The 12,174-nt window shown below is 64.3% G+C and carries 7 protein-coding genes and 1 pseudogene; 6 read left to right on the top strand and 2 right to left on the bottom strand.

The genetic code is table 11. From position 1 onward, the window contains the following. Positions 1 to 88: 88 nt before the first annotated feature. On the bottom strand, positions 89 to 1,150 hold the full coding sequence (locus tag AC0Z35_RS23655) for a LacI family DNA-binding transcriptional regulator (RefSeq protein WP_485132861.1): 1,062 nt from the start codon (positions 1,148 to 1,150) through the stop codon (positions 89 to 91). A gap of 112 nt (positions 1,151 to 1,262) precedes the next feature. On the opposite strand from AC0Z35_RS23655, the gene AC0Z35_RS23660 reads away from it, so the two are divergent. From AC0Z35_RS23660 to AC0Z35_RS23680, 5 genes are all read left to right on the top strand, one after another. Further along, positions 1,263 to 2,282, top strand: coding sequence for a TRAP transporter substrate-binding protein (locus AC0Z35_RS23660; RefSeq protein WP_046807842.1), 1,020 nt, complete (start codon positions 1,263 to 1,265; stop codon positions 2,280 to 2,282). 9 nt (positions 2,283 to 2,291) lie between these two features. Beyond that, on the top strand, positions 2,292 to 4,172 hold the full coding sequence (locus AC0Z35_RS23665; RefSeq protein ID WP_485132860.1) for a TRAP transporter large permease: 1,881 nt from the start codon (positions 2,292 to 2,294) through the stop codon (positions 4,170 to 4,172). Positions 4,173 to 4,246: 74 nt separating this feature from the next. Continuing rightward, on the top strand, positions 4,247 to 4,786 hold the full coding sequence (locus AC0Z35_RS23670) for a VOC family protein (RefSeq protein WP_046807840.1): 540 nt from the start codon (positions 4,247 to 4,249) through the stop codon (positions 4,784 to 4,786). Between the two features lie 151 nt (positions 4,787 to 4,937). Next, complete coding sequence (locus tag AC0Z35_RS23675; RefSeq protein WP_485132859.1) at positions 4,938 to 6,215, top strand: ribulose-bisphosphate carboxylase large subunit family protein; 1,278 nt, start codon at positions 4,938 to 4,940, stop codon at positions 6,213 to 6,215. Beyond that, positions 6,212 to 7,795, top strand: coding sequence for a four-carbon acid sugar kinase family protein (locus tag AC0Z35_RS23680; RefSeq protein ID WP_485132858.1), 1,584 nt, complete (start codon positions 6,212 to 6,214; stop codon positions 7,793 to 7,795). The genes AC0Z35_RS23675 and AC0Z35_RS23680 overlap by 4 nt, the downstream gene beginning before the upstream one ends. A gap of 76 nt (positions 7,796 to 7,871) precedes the next feature. Here AC0Z35_RS23680 and AC0Z35_RS23685 read toward each other — a convergent pair. Next, positions 7,872 to 9,821 (bottom strand): annotated as a pseudogene (locus tag AC0Z35_RS23685) (ComEC/Rec2 family competence protein); the annotation flags it as partial. An 824-nt stretch (positions 9,822 to 10,645) separates the two neighbouring features. Here AC0Z35_RS23685 and AC0Z35_RS23690 point away from each other — a divergent pair. Then, complete coding sequence (locus AC0Z35_RS23690; RefSeq protein ID WP_485132857.1) at positions 10,646 to 11,917, top strand: AAA family ATPase; 1,272 nt, start codon at positions 10,646 to 10,648, stop codon at positions 11,915 to 11,917. Positions 11,918 to 12,174 lie beyond the last annotated feature (257 nt).

The following is a 12,174-nucleotide window of genomic DNA, read 5'->3' on the forward strand; positions in this document are numbered from 1 at the left end:
TGGCGATGGCGACCGCGATGGCGATTGCCGATAGCGGATTTTATCTGCCTAGGCAGTTAAATAGCAAGCATGTTGAAGCAAACTTCCCTCAGGGCAGGTTTTCGCGAAAAATCACCTGGCTGCGCGCCAGTTCCACGCCGTTCATCGGGCTGCGCTTGTCGCGCAGATTGCTGAAGATGCGCACACAGCTCATCAGCGCCTCCATCGGGCTTTGCGTAATCACGGCGTCCATGGTGCCGTCAATCAACAGCGAGCGCGTGTCCGGCGTCAGCCCGTGGCCGATGAACACCACGCGATGCTGCAAGCCGGCCTCTTTCAACGCGCGCGCCACGCCGTCCGACGCCCCCCCGATGTTGTAGATGCCCGCCAGATTGGGATATTGCTCAAGCAACTGCCGCGTCTGCTCGTAGTTGCGCTGCGCATCGTCATAGCCTTCACGCAGATCCACCACCTGCATCGCCTGGAACTGTTCGGCATACAACTGCAAGAAGCCGCTTTCGCGTTCCTCGTGCGCGCGGTAATGGCGCGAGCCCGCAATCAGCGCCACGTGCGCCGCGCGCGGGCCGACAAAGCGCGCGATCAGGTAACCCGCCGTGCGCCCGGCGGCGCGATTGTCCAGCCCCACGTAAGCCGTGCGCGCGCTGTTGGCCAGGTCCGAAATCAGCGTCACCGTGGGCACGCCCTGTTGCGCCAGCGTGTTGACGGCTTCGCGCACCACCGGATGTTCCAGCGCCATGAAGGCAATGCCGTCGGCGCGCTTGCCGTGCTTGACCAGCGCCTGGGCCAGCGCGTCGGGGTTGAAGCTTTCAACGTATTCGATCTGGCACTTGGCGTTCAGCGGACCGAAGTGTTCATGCGCATAGCTGACGGTGTCGCCCAGCATGCGCAAGTACCGGTTGCTGCCACGCGGCAGCAAGAACACCAGCCGCATCGGCTCGGCCGGCAAGGCGGCGGCCAGTTCCTGTTCGGGCAGATAGTCCAGTTCCATGGCGGCCTTCAACACCTTCTGGGCGGTGTTGGCGCGCACGCCGGGCCGGCGATTCAACACACGATCGGCGGTGGCGGTAGACACGCCGGCGCGTGCGGCCACATCGGCCAAACGGGCTAGCTTGCGGTCGGGCGACATTCTATTCACATCAAAAACCATCATGAATAAGGTTTGACGATGATAGCGTCAATTCACTATTGTCCAGTCTGCCGCATGGTTATGGCGCTTTTGTGGCACATCAAAAAACATCATAAAACCGATTTTGGAGACAACCATGAAGCTGCTGACACGCCGTAGTGTTCTGCGCCGCCTTTGCGCGGTGCCCGCCGTTGCCCTGGCCGGCGGATTCCCGCTGATCGCCCGCGCGGCCGACTACACGCTCAAGTACGGCAACAACCTGCCGGTGACGCACCCGCTGAACATCCGCGCGCAAGAAGCCGCGGACCGCATCCTGAAAGAAAGCAACGGCCGCGTCGACATCAAGATTTTCCCGAACAACCAACTGGGCGGCGATACCGACATGCTGGCGCAAGTGCGCTCGGGCGGCATCGACTTCTTCACCCCGTCGGCGCTGGTTATCGCCACCCTGGTGCCGGTGGCCGCCATCAACGCCGTGGGCTTCGCGTTCAAGGACTACAGCCAGGTCTGGGGCGCCATGGACGGCGCGCTGGGTGCGCACGTGCGCGCCGCCATCGCGCAGCGCAAGCTCTACGCGTTTGAAAAGATGTGGGACAACGGTTTCCGCCAAACCACCAGCAGCAAGGCGCCCGTGACCACGGCCGCGGACATGGACGGCTTGAAGATCCGCGTGCCGGTCAGCTCGCTGCCCATCTCAATGTTCAAGGGCTTGGGCGCCGCGCCCGCCAGCTTGCAGTTCAGCGAGGTGTATTCGTCGTTGCAGACCAAAGTGGTCGACGCCCAGGAAAACCCCCTGCCCATCATCCAGGTGGCCAAGCTGTACGAAGTGCAGAAGTATTGTTCGCTGACCAACCACATCTGGGACGGCTACTGGTTCATCGCCAACGGCCGCATGTGGGAAGGCCTGCCGCAAGACCTGAAGACCATCGTTGCGCGCGGCATCAATGAAGCCGGCCTGGCACAGCGTGAAGACATCAAGAAGCTGAACGCGTCGGTGCAGTCCGACCTGGAAGCCAAGGGCCTGAAATTCAACCAGCCGGCCCCGGACACCTTCCGCCAGGCGCTGCGCACCGCCGGCTTCTACAAGGAATGGCAGGGCCGCTTCGGCAACGAAGCCTGGTCGCTGCTGGAACAAAGCGTCGGCAAGCTGGCCTGAGGTCGCGCCATGTCTTCCTTGTCCGCCCCCCACGCCGCCGCCCCGGTGCTGCCGGCCAACCCCTTGCGGCGCGCCGCCAACGCGCTGGACAGCGTGCTGGGCGGCGTGGTCGAGCACGTTGCGGCCGCCATCGTGCTGGTCGAGATCTGCGTGCTGTTCGCGGGTGTCGTCGCGCGCTACGCCTTCCACAGCCCCTTGGTCTGGTCCGACGAACTGGCTTCCATCCTGTTCCTGTGGCTGTCGATGCTGGGCGCCGTGGTTGCGCTGCGGCGCGGTGAACACATGCGCATGACGGCGCTGGTCAACAACGTCAGCCCGGCCCGGCGCGCGCAGCTCGAAACGGCGGCGCTGGCCGCGTCACTGGCGTTCCTGGTGTTGATCCTGTCGCCCGCGATCGAATACGCGCACGAAGAACACTTCATCATCACGCCCGCACTGGAACTGTCCAACGCCTGGCGCGCCGCCGCCATTCCCGTGGGCATGGCGCTGATGGGCGTGGTGGCCTTGCTGCGGCTGTTGCGCACGCAACCCCTGCGCCATGTGCTCGTGGCGTTGGCCGGCGTGGCCGTGGTGGTTGCCCTGTTCTGGTTGGCGCAGCCCATGTTCAAGGGGCTGGGCAAGCTGAACCTGGTGATCTTCTTCCTGGGCATCGTCGCGGCCACCGTGTTCTCGGGCGTGCCGATTGCGTTCTCGTTCGCGCTGGCCACGTTTTCGTACCTGGCGTTGACGACCAACACGCCCATGGAAGTCATGGTGGGCCGGCTGGACGAAGGCATGTCGCACCTGATGCTGCTGGCCGTGCCGCTGTTCATCTTCCTGGGATCCTTGATCGAGATGACCGGCATGGCACGCGCCATGATCCAGTTCCTGGCCAGCCTGCTGGGCCACGTGCGCGGCGGCTTGTCGTACGTGCTGATCGGCGCGATGTATCTGGTGTCGGGCATCTCGGGCTCGAAGATCGCCGACATGGCGGCCATCGCCCCCGTGCTGTTCCCGGAAATGCGCAAGCGCGGCGCCAAGCCGGGCGACCTGGTGGCGCTGCTGTCGGCCACCGGCGCGCAGACCGAGACCATACCGCCGTCGATTGTGCTGATCACCATCGGCTCGGTTACCGGCGTGTCGATTGCCGCGCTGTTCACGGGCGGCCTGCTGCCCGCTGTGGTGCTGGGCCTGGCGCTGTGCTCGGTGGTGTGGTGGCGCTATCGCCGTGAAGACCTGAGCCTGGTGCAACGTTTCAGCTTCAAAGAGATCGGCCGCTTTTTCGTGATCGCCCTGCCCGCCGTGGCCCTGCCGTTTGTCATCCGCGCGGCGGTGGTCGAAGGCGTGGCCACCGCCACCGAAGTGTCCACCATCGGCATCGTGTATTCCGCGCTGATCGGCATCCTGATCTACCGCCGCTTCGACTGGGCGCGCCTGCGCCCCATGCTGATCGAAACCGCCTCGCTGTCCGGCGCCATCATGCTGATCGTGGGTTGCGCCACGGCCATGGCGTGGGCGTTGACGCAGTCCGGCTTCTCGGGCGATCTGGCCAAGTTGATGGCCGGCATGCCCGGCGGCAGCTACGGCTTTTTGGCCGTGTCCATCGTGGCGTTCATCATCCTGGGCAGCGTGCTGGAAGGCATACCCGCCATCGTGCTGTTCGGCCCCTTGCTGTTCCCGATCGCGGTGCAGGCCGGCGTGCATGAAGTGCATTACGCAATGGTCGTCATCTTCGCCATGGGCATCGGCCTGTTCGCGCCGCCCTTCGGCGTGGGCTACTACGGCGCCTGCGCCATCAGCCGCGTCGACCCCAACGAGGGCATCGGCCCCATCTGGGGTTACGTTGCGGCGCTGTTGATCGGCCTGATCATCGTGGCGGCCTTTCCCTGGTTCTCCATCGGCTTCCTGTGACCCGACGCGGCCCGCGCAGATCCGCGTCGGGCCGCCTCCCCCCCATCTTCGTCTTCCTTTTATAAAGATCCATCATGAGTCGTTTCCTGGGCGAAATCCGCCAACTCGGTTATGTGGTGCACGACATCGAAGCCGCCATGGAGTACTGGAGCACCACGCTGGGCGTAGGCCCGTGGTACTACAACCCGCGCGTGCCAATCGTCAATTACCAGTACGACGGCGAAAGCCACCAACCGCACAATTCCGTGGCGCTGGCCAACTCCGGCTTCGTGCAGGTTGAACTGATCCAGACGCGCAACGACGTGCCGTCGATGTACCGCGACTTCCTGCAAGCCGGCCGCACCGGCCTGCAACACGTGGCCTACTGGACCGAAAGCTACGACGCCGACCTGGAACGCCTGCTGGCCCAGGGCTTCAAGCCCAAGATGAGCGGCGAAGTCGGCGAGAAAGGCCGCTTCATTTATTTCGACACCGAATACCACCCGGGCACCGTCATCGAACTGTCGGAAGTGGCCGGCCCCAAGGGCCGATTGTTCGACCTGATCCGAGAAAGCGCCAACGGCTGGGACGGCAAGGACCCGGTCCGCCCGTTCCCGGATTTGTCGCGCCTTTGAACTGCTGACGCCTGCTGGTGCCTGCTGGTGCCTGCTTAGTGCGTGCTTAGTGCCCGCTGATGCCTCTGTCGCATGCTGATCGCTACTGCCGCCCGCTGTCCCTTGCTGACCCAACATTGCCGCCCGCCGCCCCCTTTGAATTCCCAAGCCTATGAATTCCCAGTCCTTTAGCGCGACCTACCTGATCGAAACCCCGATGGACCCCGCGCGGGTCGCCGAAGTGATGGCGGGCGAGCAGTCCTGCGGCACCTTCACCCGCGTGCAAGGCGAAACTGACGAGCTGCGCGCCCGGGCCCGCGCGCGCATTGAATCTATCGACCTGCTGGACACCACCGACACGCCCAGCCTGCCCAACGCCTGGCTGGCGCGCCAAGCGGGCGGCATGCCTGGCAAGTACCAGCGCGCTCGCGTCCGCATCGCCTTTCCCGTGGCCAACGTGGGCGCCAACCTGCCCACGCTGGCAGCCACCGTCGGCGGCAACCTGTACGACCTGGGCGAAGTCACCGGCCTGCGCCTGGAAAGCATGGAGCTGCCCGCCAACTACCGCGCCCAGTTCGACATGCCGCAAGTGGGCATCGCCGGCACTCGGCAATTGACAGGCGTGGCAACGGGGCCGCTGGTAGGCACGATCATCAAGCCCAATGTGGGCCTGTCGCCCGAGCAAACCGCGCATCTGGTCGCCCAGCTGTGCGCGGCTGGCGTGGACTTCATCAAGGACGACGAGGTGTGCGCCAACCCCGCGCACGCGCCGCTGGCGCAACGCGTCGCCGCCGTCATGGCGGTGGTGCGCGCCCACCGCGAACGCACCGGCCGCCAGGTGATGGTGGCGTTCAACATCAGCGACGAAACCGACGCCATGCGCCGCCACGCCGACCTGATCGAACGCGAAGGCGGCACCTGCGTCATGGCCAGCCTGAACTGGTGCGGCTTTTCCGCCATCCAGACCCTGCGCCGCAGCACGCCGCTGGCCTTGCACGGGCATCGCAACGGCTTCGGCGCCTTGTCGCGCGCGCCCTTGCTGGGCATCGGCTTTCAGGCGTATCAAACGCTGTGGCGCCTGGCCGGCGTGGACCATATGCACGTGCACGGCCTGCAAGGCAAGTTCGCACAGGAAGACAGCGAAGTCGTCGAATCGGCGCGCGACTGCCTGGCCTCGCTCACGCCCGGCATCGACGACCCGGTCATGCCCGCGTTCTCTTCCGGCCAATGGGCCGGCACCGTGCCCGCCACGTGGGCAGCTGTGCGTACTGACGATCTGATGTTCATGTCCGGCGGCGGGATTTTGGCGCACCCGGATGGGCCGGCAGCGGGCGTCCAGAGCATTCGGCAAGCGTGGCAGGCGGTGCGCGATGGACAGGCCCCGGAAGACTTTGCGCGGAATGCGCCCGAGTTGCAGCGGGCATTGGAATTTTTTGGTGGGCGGGCATGACTGCGGGGGTCGGTAGCGCTGGCGGTGAGGCGGGCAGCGCCAAAGATCACGACGGCCCAGGCCATGCCGATGACGCGAGCAGCGCAAATGCCGCAGTCAGCCTGACCGCACCAAGCATCTGCTGGTACGGCGACGATTTCACCGGCGCCACCGACACGCTGGCCGAAGTCGCGCGCGCCGGCCTGCGCGGCTTGCTGTTCCTTGGCGTGCCCACGCCCGAACAACTGCGCCGCGCCGGCCCGCTGGACGCCATCGGCATCGCGGGCGCCGCGCGCGCCATGTCCCCCGCCGATATGGAAACGGAACTACGTTCTGTCGGCCGCTTCATGGCCGGCACCGGCACACGCGTGCTGCATTACAAGTGCTGTTCCACCTTCGACAGCGCCCCGCACGTCGGCAGCATCGGCGTCGCCATCCGCGAACTGCGGCGCCACATGCCGAACCGGCTGGTACCGATTGTGGGCGGGCAACCCAGCATCGGACGCTATTGCAGCTTTGCCCAATTGTTCGCCCGCGCTGGGGCCGCGCCGGAGGTGTATCGCATCGACCGGCATCCGGTGATGAGCCAGCACCCGGTCACGCCGATGCATGAGGCAGATTTGCGACGGCATCTGGCCGCGCAGGGGCTGGAGGGGATTCGGTCGGTGCCGCATATTGCGTACCCGCGATTGCGGGGTGCTGGGGATGTAGGTGCGTCGGGTGCGCCCTGTGCGTCGAGTGCGGTGGGTGCGAACGACGTCGCCCAGCTGGACGCCTGGATCGACGACCTGATCAGCACCAGTGACGGCCCGGTCCTGTTCGACGTGACGGACGACGAGCAGCTCGCCGTGATTGGCCGCCTGATCTGGCGCGCGGCGGCAAGTGCGCCGTTGTTGGCGGTTGGCCCAAGCAGCGTACAGCAGGCGCTGGCGCGCGCGGCGGCGTTCGCGCGCGACGCAAGCGTGTTTCAGCGTGACAAAGCGGCGGCTGGCCCAGACGGGCACGCGGCCGCGCACGGCGGCAAGATGGCTGCGCGTGATGCCGCTACCTCTTTACTCAGTGGCGTAGTCCCGCTTGCCCCGGCCTCTGGCCCCGTGCTGGTCATGGCCGGCAGCCTGTCACCCGTCACCGCTCGGCAAATCTCTGCCAGCACCCGCTACAAGCATCAGCCCCTGCAAGTACAGGCGCTGTTGGCGTCACCCGCCTACGTAGCCGAACAAATCCAATCGGCGGTCGCCGCCTTGGCGCAAGGCCACAACGTGCTCGTCCACACCGACCGCCCCGAACAGGCCGTCACCTCGGACGAAGCGGCCTCCACCGCCCGCGCCACCGCACAGCTTGCCGCCGCCATCATCACCGCCAGTGCGCAAGCGGGAACCCGGCTTGCACGGGTCGGCATCGCCGGCGGCGACACTTCAAGCCAAGCCACGCTGGCGCTGGGTTTGTGGGGGTTGGCATTCCGGTGCGTGTTAGCGCCCGGCGTCACCGTCAGCGTTGCGCGCAGCGACGACCCTGTGGTTGATGGTGTGGAGTTGATGCTTAAGGGCGGACAGATGGGCGGGGACGATTTGTTCGATCGGTTGGTGATGGGTGTGGGGTAGCACAGCGGCGGCTAGACTGGCTGCGGTCCGCGTCTAACCGTCCCCAAGCGCTTGCCTATCGCGCCTTAGCCGACAGTCATCGCCCATGCCAGTAGCGCGCACCGTCATCACGCTGCGACCAAACCGACAGACCGTTTGCAGTGGATAAAGCCATCACCGCGCCGTCCCGGTCACTACGCCAGAACACCGCCCCCGCCGCTAGCCAACGCCGCTCCACCGCCGGGGCGGGATGGCGGAAACGGTTTAGATGGCCCGCTTGCGCAATGGCATGAGTGGCTTGCACGGCGCGTACCCAGTCGCGCCCGGATGACGATGCTGAGCCGTGGTGCGGGGCCAGCACCACATCGGTTTCAGGCACCCCGCGTGCGACCAGTTCGCGCTCCTGCGCCACGCCGATGTCGCCTGTCAGCAATAGCGAATGGCTGGCTCCTTCTACGAAAAGCACACAGCTGTCCGCGTTCCGGTCCACCGGTTCGGCGCCGCCGCCGTCGCCAGGATGCAGAAAGGTGAACCGCACGCCGTCCGCCTCCCACGAGTCGTCGCGACGGCAGCGCAACATACGATCGGGCAGCGTGGACGGCGTGCCGGGCGCCGCTTGGCTCGACGCCGCACCCGACGCCGTCCCTCCCCCCGCCCCGCCTACCGTCCCTCCCGCCATCCCTCCTACCGTCCAACCCCGCGTCCCTCCCGCCGTCCCGCCTACCGTCCCGCCTACCGTCCCACCTACCGCCCCTCCTGCCGTCCCTCCCGCCGTCCCGCCTACCGTCCAACCTCGCGCCCCACCTGCCGTCCCGCCCATCGCCCCCACCGCCGGCCACACACTGGCATCCCGCCGTACAAACGCCGCCACATCAAATGACGCATAACTACGCCGCACCGGTACCGCCGCCATCACCGCCCGCGCGCCGCCGACGTGGTCCTGGTCGGCGTGGGACAGCACCAGCACATCCAGCACATCGATACCGCGCGCCTGCATGAACGGCGCCACGACTCGATCGCCCGCGTCGCTGCCGCCGTAATGGCGCGGGCCGGCATCGAACAGCAGGGTCTGCGTTGCCGTTTCGACCAGGATGGCGCTGCCCTGCCCCACGTCCAGGGCCGTCATGCGCCAATGGCCGGGTTCGGGCTTGTCCGGCCGCCAGCACAGCAGGGGCAGCATGCAGACCCAGCCAAGTTGGCGGGCCGGCCACCCGCGCACCTGCAAGGCCCAGACCATGCCGGATACCGCGACCAGCAGCCAAGGCCAAGGCGCCGCAGCCACGGCAAAGCTGGCCCAATCAGCATTACCTACCCACGCCACCGGGGCCATCGTGTAATCAAACGCCGCCAACCCCACCTGGCCGACCCACGCGGCCACCGCCTGCGCACCGGGCACCACGGACAGCGCCGCGCACAGCAACGCCAAGGGCGTGACGATGAACGTTACCGACGGAATTGCCACGGCATTGGCCAGGGGCGATCCGACCGATACCTGATACACCAGAAACGCCAGCAGCGGCGTCAAGCCCAGTGTGACCAGCAGCTGCAAACGCGTCGCTTGCGCCAACCGGCTTGCCCAACGGCGGCGCCAGCCCGCCTCGGCATCAAACGGCAGCTCGGCAATGCGCAGCAATATCGCCACCGCGCCGAAAGACAACCAGAACCCTGCCGACAACGGCGCCCACGGGTCCAACGCCACCACGCCCGCCCCAGCGCACGCCAACACCCTGCCCGCCGTGAGCGGCAGCCGCGACATCACCGCCGCCAGCACCACCGACAACATGAAGAACGTGCGCCGGGCCGGCACGCCCCATCCCGCCAGCAGGCAATACAGCAGCGCCACCACGGCCGCCGCCGCGCCGCCGGCCACACGCGACGGCACGAATTCCGGCAAGCCCGTCCCGCGCCATCGCGCCCGCCGCCACCCCGCCGCCACCAGCACGCCCGCGATACCCGCGATAGACGTCACGTGCATGCCACTGATCGACACCAAATGCGTAATGCCGCTGCGGTTGAAGATGCGCCAGTCATCGCGCGCTGTTTCCGCTCAATTCACCACTGAACCTGAACAATTTTCTTGAACTATCCCAACAAAGGCCTGGACGACTGAACAAAAAAATTCTTTCAGCGGCTCACTTCAGGTGCTCATCGAGCGAATAGCTCAGTCATTTCATCGGCTTGCCCACTCTCTACGCCGGATTTGTCAGCAAAGCACCGTCTCTGTCACCGCCCAGCCAATCTTCGCAGACGCCTCTCGCCACCTCGCGCAGCTCTAAGGCACGATGGCGCGTGCAATGAGGAATCAAGGACTTACGTGATCCGCAGAACAATTCGAGTTGAACAAATTGAACTGCGAACAATTTTTCTTGAACCGGCGCCGGCACACCTTCCACGACCTCGGATAGGCAGCTACCTGAAGAGGTCGTAGTGTGAGAAAAACCGTTGAGAAACGCCTCCGGGAGCGCGGCCATGACTCTGGAAAGTCCGCTAATACATAAGGAATGCTGCGACCTGCAAGCCGCGGCAAAACGACTGCCCACCGAAGTCGGGCTCGCACTTGTGGAAAGCATACGAATCGCACTGGACCTCACGCTTCTACCGCGTAAGCGCGCCCTCGCAGCACGGGATGTTGGTCAAACCTTGGATACAGAAGCAGCCCTACGGTTGGGTTGCGCGCCGAATGAAGCTCGGGCTTGGTATCAGCTAAGCGCGAGGCTGGGAGACGTGCAGGGTTGCGCCGCATTGGCGTCGCAATGCCTCCGGTTACGCGATCTGCGCTGCCATCGAAGCCTATGCCTCCCACTGCCACAGCTCACAACGAAGACAGGAAACATCAGACGAGGCGCCGTGGTAGCGGCCGACCTAGACACTATGTCCGCCTGGACCCTTGGCGCTGCCGCCATCCACAAGGCTAGGCCTCAGCTATTTCTTGGCTGGACCGCCAGAGAGTTCTCAGTCGCACTGGACCTCATCGCGTGTTGGCTGACGCTGCCAATATGCGCCGAAGGTGAGCAATCTATGCCGCAAAACTGGCGCGCGATGGAGTGGTCGCGTATCGCGGACTGCTGGCCGCTGCTCGTTGCTGGTGCCTCCCAAGGCACCCAGGATGATGAGCTCCACCATCAACGCTATACCGTCATTCAGAACGAAATCGAAGCACACGTCTTTCGAGTCCCTCAACCCCGACATCTCGCGATCTCTACACCTGGCCCACGGTGCCTGCCCCAAGCCGCGCACGTACCACACGGCAGAAATCACGCGACTCCCATTCTTCTCGGGGAGATACCGAAATCCTCCGATCCACATGAGGCTGACTGCCTCACCACCTATGAGGCGCTCAAGGAAGACACACCCTTGGTTTCCCTCCCTAGCGAGACGAAGCTATACGCCATTCTCCAAGCGCTAGAGGAAGAGTTTCCGTGGGCCTCAGGAGTCTCGAGGTTCATTGTCGATGCACTGCTAGCGAGGTCCCGCTGGGGAAGCACACGACTAGGCTGGCGACCGATACTTCTTGCGGGCACACCCGGCTGCGGTAAGACGCGATATGCACGCCGGCTGGCCGAACTGCTTGAAATCAGAGGTCTGATCATCAACATGGCCGGTATGAGTGATGCGAAGTTGCTCAAAGGCCAGACGCGAGGCTGGGCTGGCAGCAGAGCCTCACGGGTCGTGGAATTCATGCTGCAGCATCGCCTTGCGAACCCATTAGTGATCCTTGATGAGTTGGACAAAGCTCAAGTCGCTGTAGAAGCGCAAGGGGGCAGACCCCACGACGCGTTGCTGGATCTCCTCGAGCCGCTCAGTGCGGCCCGCTACAGCGACGTTTTTCTAATGACGGAGTGCAACCTCTCACATTGCCTATACGTCGGCACCGCAAATTCGCTTATTGCGCTACCTGAGCCATTGCTCAGTAGGTTCGAGTTGCTTCACTTCCCGCCGCCGAGATCGCAAGACCTGGATCGAATCACAGATCTGATTCTCAGAGACATTGAGGAGTGGTGGAACCTTCCTCGCGACACCCTGCAGCTTTCCACTTCCGCTCGTGCGCACCTCTCTCAGATCGAAGGGGTCGACATGCGCGCGACCCAAAAAATAATTTACAAACTATTACTTCGAGAGGCGCCGAAAGGTGTCCGACATTAATAATGATTAATACCGACTGTGCAAAACCTATTGCAAATGGAAGAGCTAACGCCGTAAATTTTTCACATTTATTTTTTTATTTTATCTAGTGAAGAAAGAGCGCATACGCAATATAACCGCGAACCGTGACAGTCGCAACTGCAGATGTCCGATGAGTTTGAATTTCTGACGAAATACGGCAGAATTCGATCCCCAAAAAAAATAAGGACAGAACTCATCGCAACATATTTCCCACCGTTTCCCATCGTGAAAGCACA

The sequence above is a fragment of the Achromobacter sp. 1L-A-4-B-C2 genome (assembly GCF_057291955.1).